Origin of the sequence: Amycolatopsis sp. lyj-109, from assembly GCF_046548995.1 — a bacterium.
GTDB lineage: Bacteria > Actinomycetota > Actinomycetes > Mycobacteriales > Pseudonocardiaceae > Amycolatopsis.
The window spans coordinates 56,032-70,267 of the sequence record NZ_JAJPWR010000013.1 but is presented as its reverse complement, the minus strand read 5'-3'; the positions used below and the strand labels follow the sequence as shown (position 1 = coordinate 70,267).

General features: G+C 70.8%; 14 protein-coding genes. 6 read left to right on the top strand and 8 right to left on the bottom strand.

The features are described from left to right. Positions 1-46: 46 nt before the first annotated feature. Positions 47-838, top strand: coding sequence for a glycerophosphodiester phosphodiesterase (locus ACLJQF_RS27645; RefSeq protein ID WP_410612892.1), 792 nt, complete (start codon positions 47-49; stop codon positions 836-838). A 52-nt stretch (positions 839-890) separates the two neighbouring features. On the opposite strand, the gene ACLJQF_RS27640 is transcribed toward ACLJQF_RS27645, so the two are convergent. Continuing rightward, positions 891-1,559, bottom strand: a complete 669-nt coding sequence (locus ACLJQF_RS27640) for a transglycosylase family protein (RefSeq protein ID WP_410612890.1) — start codon at positions 1,557-1,559, stop codon at positions 891-893. A 244-nt stretch (positions 1,560-1,803) separates the two neighbouring features. On the opposite strand from ACLJQF_RS27640, the gene ACLJQF_RS27635 reads away from it, so the two are divergent. The 3 genes from ACLJQF_RS27635 to ACLJQF_RS27625 all read left to right on the top strand — a co-directional run bounded on the left by ACLJQF_RS27635 (position 1,804) and on the right by ACLJQF_RS27625 (position 4,562). Continuing rightward, a complete protein-coding gene (locus ACLJQF_RS27635; RefSeq protein WP_410612888.1) occupies positions 1,804-3,204 on the top strand; it encodes an MFS transporter in 1,401 nt (466 codons plus the stop codon). Between the two features lie 27 nt (positions 3,205-3,231). Next, positions 3,232-3,987, top strand: coding sequence for a thymidine kinase (locus ACLJQF_RS27630; protein WP_410613261.1), 756 nt, complete (start codon positions 3,232-3,234; stop codon positions 3,985-3,987). A 227-nt stretch (positions 3,988-4,214) separates the two neighbouring features. Then, positions 4,215-4,562, top strand: coding sequence for an RNA polymerase-binding protein RbpA (locus ACLJQF_RS27625; protein ID WP_003081521.1), 348 nt, complete (start codon positions 4,215-4,217; stop codon positions 4,560-4,562). Positions 4,563-4,708: 146 nt separating this feature from the next. On the opposite strand, the gene ACLJQF_RS27620 is transcribed toward ACLJQF_RS27625, so the two are convergent. Further along, complete coding sequence (locus ACLJQF_RS27620) at positions 4,709-5,341, bottom strand: NUDIX domain-containing protein (protein ID WP_410612886.1); 633 nt, start codon at positions 5,339-5,341, stop codon at positions 4,709-4,711. A gap of 48 nt (positions 5,342-5,389) precedes the next feature. Between ACLJQF_RS27620 and ACLJQF_RS27615 the strand changes: the two genes are divergently transcribed. Next, positions 5,390-6,139, top strand: a complete 750-nt coding sequence (locus tag ACLJQF_RS27615) for a DeoR/GlpR family DNA-binding transcription regulator (protein WP_410612884.1) — start codon at positions 5,390-5,392, stop codon at positions 6,137-6,139. Here the strand turns inward: ACLJQF_RS27615 and ACLJQF_RS27610 are convergent. From ACLJQF_RS27610 to ACLJQF_RS27595, 4 genes are read right to left on the bottom strand one after another with little or no spacing between them, the layout of a single operon-like run. Then, positions 6,072-6,875 carry a PIG-L deacetylase family protein gene (locus ACLJQF_RS27610; RefSeq protein ID WP_410612882.1) on the bottom strand — a complete coding sequence of 268 codons (804 nt, stop codon included), beginning with the start codon at positions 6,873-6,875 and terminating at the stop codon, positions 6,072-6,074. The two genes, ACLJQF_RS27615 and ACLJQF_RS27610, sit on opposite strands and share 68 nt — an antisense overlap. 26 nt (positions 6,876-6,901) lie before the next feature. Then, on the bottom strand, positions 6,902-7,669 hold the full coding sequence (locus tag ACLJQF_RS27605) for a polyprenol monophosphomannose synthase (protein ID WP_410612881.1): 768 nt from the start codon (positions 7,667-7,669) through the stop codon (positions 6,902-6,904). Positions 7,670-7,695: 26 nt separating this feature from the next. After that, on the bottom strand, positions 7,696-9,306 hold the full coding sequence (lnt, locus tag ACLJQF_RS27600; protein WP_410612879.1) for an apolipoprotein N-acyltransferase: 1,611 nt from the start codon (positions 9,304-9,306) through the stop codon (positions 7,696-7,698). A gap of 11 nt (positions 9,307-9,317) precedes the next feature. Then, a complete protein-coding gene (locus tag ACLJQF_RS27595; protein WP_410612877.1) occupies positions 9,318-10,913 on the bottom strand; it encodes an amidohydrolase in 1,596 nt (531 codons plus the stop codon). Between the two features lie 120 nt (positions 10,914-11,033). On the opposite strand from ACLJQF_RS27595, the gene ACLJQF_RS27590 reads away from it, so the two are divergent. Next, a complete protein-coding gene (locus tag ACLJQF_RS27590) occupies positions 11,034-12,434 on the top strand; it encodes a KamA family radical SAM protein (protein ID WP_410612875.1) in 1,401 nt (466 codons plus the stop codon). A 235-nt stretch (positions 12,435-12,669) separates the two neighbouring features. Here the strand turns inward: ACLJQF_RS27590 and ACLJQF_RS27585 are convergent, their stop codons facing one another. Continuing rightward, positions 12,670-13,134 carry a hypothetical protein gene (locus ACLJQF_RS27585; protein ID WP_410612873.1) on the bottom strand — a complete coding sequence of 155 codons (465 nt, stop codon included), beginning with the start codon at positions 13,132-13,134 and terminating at the stop codon, positions 12,670-12,672. A gap of 118 nt (positions 13,135-13,252) precedes the next feature. Then, positions 13,253-14,233, bottom strand: coding sequence for a trypsin-like serine peptidase (locus tag ACLJQF_RS27580; RefSeq protein ID WP_410612871.1), 981 nt, complete (start codon positions 14,231-14,233; stop codon positions 13,253-13,255). Positions 14,234-14,236: the final 3 nt, after the last annotated feature.

The window sequence follows — 14,236 nt, the reverse complement described above, 5'->3', positions numbered from 1 at the left end:
ATCGTTTGCTCATGCCGGGGTCATGGCGGAAGTGCACACTTGGGGGATGCACGTGTCGTTCCCGTACCTGGCCGATCCGCTCCCCCGTGCTTTCGCCCACCGGGGGTGGCACCTCGGTGACCTCGAGGGGCTGGAGAACTCGTTGCCGGCGTTCCAGCGGGCGTGTGCGGAGGGGTACCGGTACCTCGAGACGGATGTGCACGCGACGGCGGACGGTGTGGTGGTGGTGCACCACGATCCGAGTCTGGACCGGACCACGGATGGTTCGGGGCTGATCGCGGCGCAGACGTGGGCGCAGCTGAAGGGGGTGAAGGTCGCCGGGAAGGTTCCGCTGTCGCGGCTGGAGGATGTGCTGGAGGAGCTGCCGGGCGCGCGGTTCAACGTGGACGTGAAGGCCGATCGGGCGGTGGAGCCGTTCGTGCGGGTGCTGGAGCGGACGAAGGCGTTCGACCGGGTGGCGGGGGCGGCGTTCTCGGACGCGCGGCTGGTGCGGTTGCGGAAGCTGGCGGGGCCGCGGCTGGTGACGGCGATGGGTCCGCGCTCGGCGTTGGCGTTGTGGGCGCGGGGGAAGTTGCCGCTGCTCCCCCTGGGGCGGCTGGTGCTGGGGGCGATGGCGCAGGTGCCGGTGCGGCAGGGGGCGTTGCGGGTGGTGGACAAGGCCTTCCTGTCGATCGCCGGGCGTTCGGGCATCGAGGTGCACACATGGACGATCGACGATCCGGCGGAGATGCGGATGCTGCTGGATCTGGGGGTGCACGGGATCGTGACGGATCGGCCGGATCTGCTGCGTGAGGTGCTGATCGAGCGGGGTAAGTGGCAGCAGTCCCAAGACTCGTGAGTGGTAATTAGGGTTAGAACCCTAATTACCACTCACGAGAGCTGCGGCAGGGTCAGTGGGGTGGTTTGCCGGTCCAGGCGGCTTCCCAGGTCTTGGGGCCGAGGAGGCCGCTGTCGTTGATGCCGTTGGCGCGTTGGAGGTCGAGGACGGCGGTGCGGGTCTTTTCGAGGTAGCAGCCGGTGCCGGTGAAGCCGTAGCCGTAGGCGTTCATGCGGAGCTGGAAGGCCTTGAGGGGGTCGGCGCAGTCGCCGTAGCGGTAGACGACGCCGGGCCAGGCGGGTTTGGGGCCGCCGGGGCCCGGTGGCGGGGTGGGCAGGCCTCCCCCGCCGATGTAGGCGGATTCGGTGTAGCTGGGGACGCGTTTGCTGCGGGCGTCGGCGTCGGCGGCGAGTTTGAGCATGCCGGCGCACTGCCAGGGCTGCCAGCCGCGCATGCGGTAGAGGTAGAGGGCGCGGTAGTCCTGTTCGGCGGGGGTGGCCTGGTCGGGGCGGCCTTGGCCGCCGACGCTGCGCCAGGTGGGGAGGTCGAACTGGTAGGCGCCGTAGTAGCCGTTGCCGGTGTTGGTGGCGTAGCGGCCGCTCGACTCGCACATGCGGAGCTTGGTCCAGGTGCTCGACGCGGGGTCCGCGGACGCGGCGGCGGGGGTGGTCAGCGGCAGACCCAGGGCGGCGAAGGCGAGGAGGAGCAGTCTCGCCACGGTGCGTCGTCGGTTCTGGATCATGGATGCACAGTAGGAGCGTGTCCCACTGACCACAACAGACACGATAGGCGCTCAAGTCTCACATGAAACACCGTTCACTTTTGCCGGTGACACGCCATGGGCGGCGAACCCGGGGGTCCGGCGGGCCGGTGGATGATCACGAAGCGACAAACCGGACACGGTTTCGGTGGCGCGGTCGGTGGCGTCGCCGTGTCCCCGTAGTCTCCGCGCTGACCTGGAAGTTCTTGAGTTGAAGGAGCCGTGGATGACGCTGGCCGGGACGCGCTCGACCGAGCGCGAGCGCAGGGGCTGGTATCTCTACGACTGGGCGAATTCGCCGTTCTATTCGTCGACGACGACGGTGTTCGGTGCGCTGTCGATGAGCTCGATCGCGGCGGCGGACGCGAAGGCGAACATCACCCTTAACGGGGACCGCGCGTGCCTCGATGCGGCGGGTAAGACGGACACGCTGAACCACTGCGACGTGACGTTGTTCGGGCTGCACTTCCCGGCCGGTTCGGTGTGGGGTTACCTGCTGTCGGTGGCGACGGTCGTGCAGGTGCTGGTGCTGCCGATCGCGGGGGCGGTGGCCGACCGCAGTCACCACAAGCGGCGGATCCTGGGTGGGTTCGCGTTCCTGGGTGCGGCGGCCGCGGCGGGCATGTTCTTCCTGACCGGTTCGGACTGGCAGCTGGGTGCGGCGCTGTTCATCGTGGCGAACATCGGCTACGGCGGTTCGCTGGTCGTCTATTACTCGTTCCTGGCCGACATCGGTGGGCCGGACGAGCGGGATGGCATCTCGGCGAAGGGCTGGGCGTTCGGGTACCTGGGTGGCGGGCTGGCGCTGGCGTTGCAGCTGGGGTTCTACCTGAAGCACGATCTCTTCGGGGTGGACCAGGGCCTGGCGGTGCAGATCTGCTTCCTGACGTCGGGGCTGTGGTGGGCGGCGTTCACCATCCCGGCGGTGCGGCGGCTCCCCCGCCGGCACGTGCCGGTGGACGTCGCGCCCGGGCGTTCGGTGCTGCGGGCGGGGTTCACGGAGTTGCGGCAGACGCTGGTGGCGGCGAAGGCGTTCCCGTTGACGTTGGCGTTCCTGGGCAGCTACCTGGTCTTCACCGACGGGATCAACACGGTGGTGACGGTGTCGGCGCAGTACGGCAAGGACGAGCTGGGGTTCGGGAACGAGGTGTTGATCGTCACGATCCTGGTGATCCAGTTCGTGGCGTACCTGGGTGGCACGCTGCACGGGCTGGTGGCGCGGCGGATCGGGGCGAAGCGGACGATCCTGGGCAGCCTGGTGGTGTGGATCGCGGTGCTGGCCGGGGCGTACTTCGTGCAGCCGAAGCAGCTGGTGCAGTTCCTGGCGGTGGCGGTGGGGATCGGGCTGGTGCTGGGCGGGACGAACGCGCTGTCGCGGTCGTTGTTCAGCCAGATGATCCCGGCGGGCAAGGACGCGCAGTACTACTCGCTCTACGTCGTGGGTGAGCGGGGGACGTCGTGGCTGGGGCCGCTGGTGTTCGCCGGGGTGGGTCAGGCGACGGGGTCGTTCCGGCTGGCCATCGTGGCGCTGGTGATCTTCTTCGCGGCGGGGCTGGTGCTGGTGTGGCTGGTGCCGGTGCGGCGGGCGATCGAGGCGGCGGGCAACCGTCCGCCGGAGGTTCTGTAGCCACCGATAGGGTCGGGCGTCGTGACCTTGATCGACGACGCCGCCGGCCCTGATCCCACCGATGCCCTGTCGTCGGTTCCCGCGGCCGGTTCGCGCCGCGGGACGCCGCCGGTGGGCAGGCTGAAGTTCTGTTACGGGCCGATGGACTGCGGGAAGTCGACCCTGGCGCTGCAGATCGACCACAACCACGCGCGGCAGGGCCGCCGGGGGCTGGTGCTGGTGCGCCACGATCGTTCGGGGGCGCCACAGATCTCCAGCCGGATCGGGCTGACCCGGCAGGCGGTGGAGGTCGGAGAGGACACCGACGTGCGTGACCTGGTGCGGCAGGAGTGGGCTCAGGGCCGGCACGTGGACTACGTCGTGGTGGACGAGGCGCAGTTCCTCTCCCCCGGTCAGGTCGACCAGCTGGCGGAGCTGGCCGACGGGGTCGAGATCGACGTGTACTGCTTCGGGATCGCGACGGACTTCCGGAGCCGGTTGTTCCCGGGTGCCGCTCGTCTGTTCGAACTGGCGGACGAGTTGCAGCCGGTTCAGGTGGAGGTGTTGTGCTGGTGTGGGCTGTCCGGGCGGTTCAACGCGAGGGTGGTCGACGGCGAGGTGGTGCGCGAGGGCGATACCGTCGTGGTGGCAGATACCGAACAATCCGTAGTTGAAACTTCAGCTTCAGTACGATTTGAGGCCGAATTCGCTACGGTGCGTTATCAGGTATTGTGTCGCCGCCACTTTCGATCGGGTGACTTGGGGCCCGTTACCGCTCATCACGGTCAGTTACGGTTGACCTGAGCGATACGCTAGTAGCCCATCCGGGGGATATCAGCACTAAGAAGGCCGTATTGACGTCACGCCGGAGCGCGAAACGCCTCCTACTAGTGGAAGCTGATGCAGGCGGGTGACGCAGCTCATCGTGAGCAACGACATGGCGTCCCGGGAATCCTCCGGGGCCGTCGGTCGTTGCATAGGGTGAGCAACACCCTGGCTCCACCCCGGAGCTGACTGAAAGGATCCCCATCATGGCCGACCGTGTTCTTCGTGGAAGCCGGCTGGGAGCGGTCAGCTACGAGACCGACCGCAACCACGACCTCGCCCCACGCCGCACCGTGCGCTACGCCTGCCCGAAGAACCACGAGTTCGAGGTGCCGTTCTCCGACGACGCCGAGATCCCGACGGTCTGGGAGTGCCGGCTGCACGGCAGCGAATCGGAGATCGTCGATGGCGGGCAGCCCGAGCAAAAGAAGGTCAAGCCGCCGCGCACCCACTGGGACATGCTGCTCGAGCGGCGCACGATCCCCGAGCTCGAGGACCTGCTCAACGAACGTCTCGCCGAGCTGAAGGGCCGCCGCACCTCCCGGTCGGCGTGACCCTCCCGGCTTCGGCCTTGTAGCCAAGCTCCCACCACAACGGAACGGCCCCCGCGACCTCCCCCCGCGGGGGCCGTTCCTCTGCCTGGACCCCGCGGGGGGAGGTCGCGAATGACTCATTCGGGACGTCCGACGTCCCGAATGAGTCATTCGCGACACCGGCGCCGGGCCAAGCGCGGACGGAAGGGGCCGTGCAGGGCGGCCCACTGCAGGAGCATGATCGTCTTCGCGTCCGCGATCTCGCCCGTCCCGATCATCTCGAGCGCCTTGGTGAACGGCAGTTCGAGGACCTCGATGTCCTCCCCCTCCTCCGCGATCCCGCCGCCTTCGCCGCGGGCGGCGGGATCGTAGGGCGCCGCGTAGCAGTGCAGGCGCTCGGTCACCGAACCCGGGCTCGTGTACACGTCGAACACGTGCTCCAGTGAGCCGATCCGCACCCCCGTCTCCTCCTCGGCCTCGCGGCGGATCGCCGTTTCCGGGTCGTCGGCGTCCAGCAGGCCGGCCGCCGTCTCCACGAACATGCCGTCCGGGTGGTCGTTGACGTAGACCGGGTAGCGGAACTGGCGGGTCAGCAGGACCGTGCCGCCCTCGAGGTCGTAGAGCAGCACCGTCGCCCCGTTGCCGCGGTCGTAGGTCTCGCGCTGCTCGGTCGTCCAGCGGCCGTCGCCGTGGCGGTAGTCGAACGTCGTGCGGCGGAGCACGTACCAGGCCGACGACAGCAGCTCCACGTCGGTGACCCGGACGCGCGGGTTGCGGGACAGGCTTGTCGAAGAGGTCATGGCGCGACCATAATGTGCACGACTCGGAAAGAACAAGGAGGATCGTGCATGCTGGTCGGGGAACGCCGTGAACTGCTGCTCGCCCGGCTCGCCGCCGACGGCAAGGTGCTGGCCAAGGACGTCGCGGCCGAACTCGGGGTCTCCGAGGACAGCATCCGCCGCGATCTGCGCGACCTGGCCGCCGCCGGCCTCTGCCAGCGCGTCTACGGCGGCGCGCTGCCCGTCTCCCCCGCCGTCGCCGACTACGCGAGCCGGACGTCGATCGCCGTCGGCGGCAAGGACCGGGTCGCCGCGGCCGCCGCGGCCCTGGTCCGGCCCGGCTCGACCGTCATCCTCGACGGCGGCACGACCACCCTCGCCGTCACCAAGGCCCTGCCCCGCGACCTGGACGCGACCGTCGTGACGCACAGCCCGACCGTCGCCGCCGCTCTCCTGGACCACCACGGCATCGCAGTGTTCCTGCTGGGCGGACGGCTTTTCCGGCACTCCGCGGTGACCTGCGGCGCTGCTGCCGCCGAAGCCGCCCAGTCGATCAGCGCCGACGTCTTCCTGCTCGGCGTCACCGGCGTCCACCCCGAAGCCGGTCTGACCACCGGCGACGCCGACGAAGCCGCGATGAAGCGCACCCTGGCCCGGCGGGCGGCCGACACCTATGTGCTGGCCAGTGCCGAGAAGCTCGGCGCGGCGTCACGGTTCACCGTGCTGCCCTTCGGCGACGTCGCCGGGATCATCACCGACGCCGACGACCAGAACGTGCAGGAACTTGCAGCGCGGGGCGTGGCGATCCTGCGGGCGTGACCTCGGCGTACCACTCGCGACCGGCGACCAGCCCGAACACCGGCGCCGGCAGCCACACCAGCACCCGCAGCACCCCCGAGAGCCGCCCGCCGCCGCGCACGTCCGACACGTGCGCCGCCAGCGCGGCCTGCTTGCGCGCGGCGAACCGCCGCACGTCGAACCGGTGGGTGATGGCCGAGGCCGGGCTGTAGGTGCGGCCGAGCGCTTCGACGTCGTACTCGAACGGGATCCGCAGCGCCCGGACCACCCGCACGAACCGCACCGCGAAGTCGCGGGGCAGGGTGGCCTCCAGCAGCCGCGTCCCGGTCAGCCTGGCTGCCCGGCGGGCGACTTCGTGCACCTTCACGTGGTCGCGGTGCCCGTAGCCGCCGTTCCCGTCGTAGCCGAGCAGCAGGTCGGCGCGTTCCTCGTGCAGCAGGGCCGCGAGCCGGTGTGCGGCTTCTTCGGTGTCCGCGCGGGCGAAGCGCTGCCGCCCGGGCGGGTCCGCATACAGCACGGGGCCATGGCCGCTGTCGGCGTACCCGAGGTGCACGACGCGCCGGACACCGAGGATGGCCGCGGCGGCCTCCAGTTCGGCCCAGCGCGGCGTCGGGTGCTCGGCGACCATGCCGTCGGTGGCCACGACGACCACCACCCGGTGCCCGTCGGCCGCCGCGCGGGCCAGCGTGCCGCCGCTGAGCAGGACGGGGTCGTCGGCGTGGGCGTGGAAGGCCACGATGGTCGTCACCGGGCCCATGATGGCCCAGAACGGGAGGAAACGGCTCAGGCGCGCTTGAACAGCTTGCGCAGCTGGTGCCAGCGGCGCTCGGCGCCCCACGTCGCCACCCGCAGGAACGCCTCGCGGATGATCGAGCCGTCCATCTTCGACTCGCCGATCTCCCGCTCGGTGAACGTGATCGGGACCTCGACGATCTCGAACCCGGCGTCGGCCGTGCGGATCGTCAGGTCGATCTGGAAGCAGTAGCCGTGGGAGTTGACTTCGTCCAGGGCCAGCTTCTCCAGCACCGGACGGCGGTAGGCGCGGAACCCCGCCGTGATGTCGCGGGTCCGCATGCCCAGCGCGATCTGGGAGTAGACGTTCGCGCCGCGCGAGAGGATCTGGCGTTTCAGCGGCCAGTTCACCACGCTGCCGCCCGGCACGTACCGCGAGCCGATCGCCAGGTCGGCGTCGCCGACCGCGTCCAGCAGCCGCGGCAGGTCCTCGGGCGCGTGCGAGCCGTCGGCGTCCATCTCGACGATCGTGCTGTACTCGCGCGCCAGGCCCCAGCGGAACCCGGCGATGTAGGCGGCGCCGAGGCCGGCCTTCTCGGTGCGGTGCAGCACGTGGATGTGGTCGTTGGCCGCCGCGCGCTCGTCGGCGAGCTCGCCGGTGCCGTCCGGGCTGCCGTCGTCCACCACGAGCACGTGCACGTCCGGGAGCACCTTGTGCAGGCGATCCAGGATCGGGCCGAGGTTCTCCCGCTCGTTGTACGTCGGGATCACCACCAGCACCGGCTCGATTTCCCGGGCCCCCCGCGGCGCCTGCGACATCCGTGCTCCTCCGATATCCGCGGCGGTCAGTCCGCCGCTTCCCCTGCCGTGCCGGCGCTGGTGCGCCGGGTGCGAAAACGGAGTACGAGCCCACCGGCCACCCCGGCGATCGCCAGAGCCAGCAGCCCGTACTCCGTCCACGCACCTAGTCGATCCGACAGCGTAGTCTGCGTCCGCAGCGGGACGCGCCCGACCAGGGAATCCGCCGTGAAAAGGCCCGTTGAGCTGGTCACCGTCCCGTCGGGGGCGATGATCGCGCTCACCCCGGAGACCGCCGACACCACGACGGCCCGGCCGTGCTCGACCGCCCGCAGCCGCGACATGGCCAGCTGCTGCACGCTCATCTCGCTCTCGCCGTACCAGGCGTTGTTGGTCGGCACGACGAGCAGTTCGGCGCCGTCGCGGACGGCGTCGCGGGCCGGGTAGTCGAACGCCGTCTCGTAGCAGATGAAGACGCCGACCTTGGTGCCCGCGGCGGTCATGGTCTGGTTCGCGCCGTCGCCGGGGACCATGTCGACGGTCTCCTGGTCCAGGAACGGCGTGACCAGCTCGGCGACCTTGCGGGCCGGGACGTACTCGCCGAAGGGCACCAGCTGCTGCTTGGCGTAGTGCAGGCCGGGTCCGGTGTGCGGGTCCCAGGCGATGACGGAGTTCTGCAGGTGCCCGTCCGGCAGCCGGTAGATCGCGCCGATCAGGGCCGGGACGCCGAAGTTCGCGACGAGCTGGTCGACCTGCAGGTCCGGGCCGGTGACGGTGGTGGCGCTCTCCGGCCACACCACCAGGTCCGGCTGGGGTACCTTCCCGGCCTGGATGCGGGCGAGCAGCCGCCTGCTCTCGGCGATGGTGTTCTCGCGCAGCACGGTGCGCTCCCCCTGCAGCGCGAGGCCGATGTCCGGGGCGTTGCCCTGAACGGTCGCGACGGTGCGCTCGCCGTCCTGCGCGCCGGTCCCGATCGCCGGCCACAGGGCCACGCCCGCAACGACGGGCAGCAGCGTGCCGAGGGCGGCGAGGGTCGCCGGCCGGGTGACCCGGCGGGCCTCCCACAGCCGGGCGGCGAGGGTGGCCAGGCAGAAGCCGGTGAGGACGACGGCCAGGCCGACGAGCGGGGCGCCGCCGAGGGAGGCGAGCGGCAGGAACGCGCCTTCGGGCTGGCTGAAGGCGACCCGGCCCCACGGGAAGCCGCCGAAGGGGAACCACGCGCGCGGCGTCTCCAGCGCGATGAACACCAGCGCGCCCCACAGCGGCGCGCCCGGGAGCCGGGACACCAGTGTGACCAGGCCGCCCGCCAGGCCGTGGTAGAGCGCCAGCGCGAAGGACAGGCCCAGCCACGGCCAGGGGCCGAAGTCGGGGCCCAGGAAGTCCAGCAGCCAGGTCAGCAGCGGCAGGAAGAAGACGAACCCGAACGCGACGCCGTAGCCGAAGCCGGCCCGGAAGCGGCGTCCGCGCAGCACGAGGGCCAGCCCGGCGAAGGCCAGCGGTGCGAGCCACCACAGGGGGCGCGGCGCGAAGCTCAGGTAATAGGCGAATCCGGACACCAGCGCCGCGACGGTGCGCAGCAGCCAGGCCGGGGGGAACCGCCGCGTACGGGCGGGCTGGTGCGGGGCGCCCGGTTCGGGGTCCGCCACGGTGACTGCCACGGGTGTCAACTCTAGGAGATGGCGTCGTGGAGGACTTCACCAGCGCGGACCGTGCGCAGGCACCGCGGGAGGGCGGCGTCCGGTTCGAGCCTGGGCAGCGGCGGCACGCCGGCCCGCGGGTCGGTGGACCAGCGCTGCACGCGGCTGTCCGGGGTGGCCACGACGAGGTCGGTGGCGTCCCAGATCGCGTAGTGCGCCGGGGCGCCCGGGACGAGGCTGCCGGTGACGCCGTCGTTGACGCCCGCCGCGCGGTGCCCGGCGCGGGTGTGGGCGGTGAACGCCGCCCGCGGGGACAGGCCCGCACCCGGCGTCCGGTGGTAGGCCGCGGCGCGGACGCTCGCCCACGGGTCGAGCGGCGTCACCGGCGCGTCGGAGCCGAAGGCGAGCAGGACACCTTCGGCGGCCAGGGCCGAGAACGGGTTGAGCCCGGCCGCCCGGTCCGCGCCGAGCCGTTCGGCGTACATGCCGTCCGGGCCGCCCCAGAGCGCGTCGAACAGCGGCTGGACCGAGGCCACCACGCCCCAGCCGGCCAGCTGCCCGGCCTGCTCGGGGGTGACCATCTCGAGGTGCTCGAGCCGGTGGTGGCGGGCGGCCAGCGCGCGCTGGCCGACCTCTTTTTCTGCCAGGCGGAAGCCATCGACGACTTCCGCGACCGCGGCGTCGCCGATGACGTGGAAGCCGGCCTGCAGCCCGGCTTCGGTGCAGGCGGCGAGGTGTCCGGCGATCTGGTGGGCGTCGAGGTAGCGCGTTCCCTCGCCGGGGTGGTCGGCATAGGGGCGGGTGAGCGCGGCGGTGTGGGAACCGAGGGCGCCGTCGACGAACAGGTCGCCGGCCAGGCCGCGGGCGCCGAGGTCGCGCGCGGTTTCGACGGCGCCGAGCTCACCCCAGTACCCGACGACCTCGGGCGTGCCCGGCCCGGCGAGAGCGAGGAGGGCGGCGAGGTCGTCGCGGCCGGAGATGTCGGGGCCGGCGCATTCGTGGACGCTCACGATGCCCTGCTGCGCCGCCTCGGCGAGGAACGCCCGCTGGGCGCGTTCCCGCTGGTCCGGGGTGATGGCGGCGCGCACGGCCGCGCGGACGGCGTGGTGGGCGGCGCGGGTCAGCGGGCCGTCGGGCGACCAGCCGCCGGCGTCGCGGGCGGCCGGGGCCAGCTCGACCAGGGCGGTGGAGACCAGTGCGGAGTGGACGTCGACGCGGCTGAGGTAGACGGGCGCGCCCCCGGCGGCGGCGTCGAGCTCGGTGCGGCTGGGCAGGCGGGGGTCGGTCCAGGTGGATTCGTCCCAGCCGTGGGCGAGCAGGACCTGCCCGGGAACGGCGGCGTCGCGCACGCGGGCCAGCAGGTCCGCGCGGCCGCGGACGCCGGTGAGGTCGAGGCCGGTCAGGTGCAGGCCGGTGGCGGTGGCGTGGACGTGCGCGTCGACGAACGCGGGGGCGACGAAGCTGCCCTGGAGATCGACGATCTCGGCGTTCGCGTGCAGGGCGCGGGCCGGGGCGTCCTGCCCGACCCAGACCACGGTGCCGCCGGTGACCGCCATCGCGGTGGCGTCGGGGCCGGTGGGGGTGTAGATGCGCCCGCCGAGCAGGAGCGTCGTGTGTTCGTCCGTCACGCCCTTGAGTTTCCCCCCTTCGTCCACGTGGGGGACGGCGACCCAGCAGGCAGGAAGATTTACTCCGTGAGAACGTTATGACAGGATATTTTAACGCGTTCCCGACGACTAGGAGTACAAGTGACTGCGATCCAGGAACCTGTGACGCCTGCCGCCGCCTTCGACCAGCCCTACGAGTACGCCCGCGCCGAGCTGGTGGAACCCGACTGGCGCCGCTTCCCCGGCTGGCACGACGTGACCGAGGCCGAGTGGCGCGACGCGCAGTGGCAGCGGGTGCACTGCGTCCGCAACGCCAAGCAGCTGCGTGCGCTGATAGGCGACCTGCTGGAGGAGCGCTTCTACGACGACCTGCTCGCCGACCAGCGCGAGATGGCGACGATGTCGATGCTGCTGCCGCCCCAGATGCTCAACACGATGGCCCCGACGGCCGGCACCGACCCGGCGAAGGTGACCGAGGCGTTCTACGCCGACCCGATCCGCCGCTACATGCTCCCGGTGCGCTCCGACCGCGACCCGGTCTGGGCGAGCCACCCCCACTCCGAGCGCGACTCCCTGCACGAGGCCGAGATGTGGGTCGTGGAGGGCCTGACCCACCGCTACCCGACCAAGGTGCTGGCCGAGATGATCTCGACCTGCCCCCAGTACTGCGGCCACTGCACCCGCATGGACCTCGTCGGCAACTCGACGGAGACGGTCGAGAAGCACAAGCTGTCGCTCAAGCCGGTCGACCGCCAGGACGCGATGATCGCGTACCTGAAGAAGACCCCGGGCGTCCGCGACGTCGTGGTCTCGGGCGGCGACGTGGCCAACGTCCCGTGGCCGCAGCTGGAGTCGTTCCTGATGCGCCTGATGGACATCGACACGGTCCGCGACATCCGCCTGGCGACCAAGGCCCTCGCGGCGCTCCCCCAGCACTGGCTCCAGCCGAAGGTGGTCGAAGGCCTCGAGCGCGTCGCGGTCACCGCCCAGCGGCGCGGGGTCAACCTGGCGATCCACACGCACGTCAACCACGCCCAGTCGGTGACGCCCCTGGTGGCGGAGGCGGCGCAGACGGCGCTGAACGTCGGGGTCCGGGACGTGCGCAACCAGGGTGTACTGATGCGCGGGGTCAACGCGACCCCGGCGGCGCTGCTGGACCTTTGCTTTGCCCTGCAAGGGGAAGCGAACATCCTGCCGTACTACTTCTACATGTGCGACATGATCCCGAATGCGGAGCACTGGCGGGTTTCGGTGCACGAGGCGCAGGAACTGCAGCACGCGATCATGGGCTACCTGCCGGGGTACGCGACGCCGCGCATCGTCTGCGACGTCCCCTACGTCGGGAAGCGGTGGGTGCACCAGCTGGCCGACTACGACCGGGAGCTGGGGATCTCCTACTGGACCAAGAACTACCTGACCAGCGTAGACAAGGCCGACGCCGAGGACCGTGGCGAGGCACTGCAGCGGCGCTACCCCTACTACGACCCGATCTCGACGCTGCCCGAAGCCGGCCGGCAGTGGTGGGCGAACCGGTCCAGCTGACGCCGGCGGGCCACCGTCCACGAGGTGTGCCGAGGGGGTGCCGCGGAGCCCGATCGGGGCCGCGCGCACCCCTTCGGCACACCTCGGGCGTTTTGGCTGGTCAGGACCGGTGGGAACCGGTTGCGACCGATCGTCATGCGGCCCAGGTACGGCCCAGAAATTCCACTGTGGACAGACATGCGTGGTCGGCGACCACTTCAGCCTGATCAGTGCTTCGGACGGGGGAAGCAGGCACTCAAGAGGCAAGGAGCCGCTGGATCCGTTCGTACTCCGCGGACATCTCCGGGGTGGCGAGCACGTCGTCGAGATCGGCGCTCACCTGGAAGTCGACGTCCTCGATCGAGCGGATGGCCAGTTCGTAGAGTTCGCCTCGGCGCCGGCCCCGGAGGTAGCTGTTCCAGTGCATGAGCGCGGTGATCGCGGCGACGATCCCGCGATCCAGGTCGTCGTCCACGAGGATCCCCGCGTCGATCCGGGCGATCAACGTCTCCAGTTCTGCGGCGTCGATGGTCAGGATCGACTCTCGGGCGCGGGTCAGCGCAGCCCAGGCATCTTCGGTGAGCTCGTCCTGCCCCGCGTCGGCCAGGACCTCGTCCCGGAGCAGCCGGGTGATCGTCGCGGCGCCGAACGCCTCGGCGCCCTCATCGCCGGCGGCGATGACGAGCCGCAGGACGGCCGCCTCCAGTTCCGGGTACTTCACACCCCGGACCCTATCGATCCGAGCTCGCGGCGCTTTCGTCAGGAGCAGGATCGAGGGACCACCCGGCGGTGTCCGGAATGGACGCCCGCCACGGTGGCCCCTCGCCGGGTCCGGGTCCTCAGAAGCCGGCCGCCTGGGCAGCGTTGAGCACCGGCACCCACGTGTTCGACGCGGCGCGCGCGTAGAACGCGTTGGTTGACCGGTCACTGCCGGAGGTGACCGCGAGCAGCTGGTTGCTGCTGTTGATCACCGGGCCGCCGCTCCAGCCACCGAACGCGACGCAGTTGTTGGTGAACAGGTAGGTGTCGCCGTTGAAGCCGCCGACGTCCCGCCCGTTGCCGATGCAGTGCAGCTGGTTCTGGCCGCCGTACCGTTCCTGCGGGTAGCCGTGGGTGTCCCAGCCGTTGATGGTGCCGGAGTTGTTCGGCACCCAGCCGAGGCCGCCGACCACGTTGGTGATCTTGGACGCGCCCTGCGCGGCGATTGCCACGGCCGCCACGTCGTCCTCATGGGTGACGCCGTCGTTGCCGTGGTTGAAGTACGTCGTCGGGATCCAGAAGGTCGCGGCGTTCCATGTGCCCAGCGGCCGGCTGTTGTTGTCGTAGGACGGGATGAAGATGAAGTTCTGGCTCCACACTGCCTGGCCGGCCGCGCCCTGGAACACGCAGTGCGCCGCGGTGGCGACCACGCTCTTGCCGGTGGAGTTGATCACCGAACCGGAACAGACGTAGGTCAGGCCGTCCCGGGGATCGACGAAGAACACCTTTCCGGTCACCCGCGACTTGAAGTCCGCCGTGTAGGGCCGGGCGACCTGCGCGTTGCCGAACTGATCTCCGCCGGGGGTCAGCACCGGCGACGCCGACTCGGTCCTCGCCGCGACCTTCGGCGTGTCCTGGGCCACGGGTCTGGCACTGCGCAGCCGCTCCGGCGTCCAGAACTCTTCCTTCTGCCCCTGGGTGGACCGGTCGAACCGCGGAGACTGCACGACACCGTCCGCCGACGCCGCGGACGCGACCGGCGCGGACCCGACCAGTGCGCCGCCGGACACCAGACCGGCCACCGCCAATAATGTCTTCAGCCGCAAAGTGCGGATTCCCATATT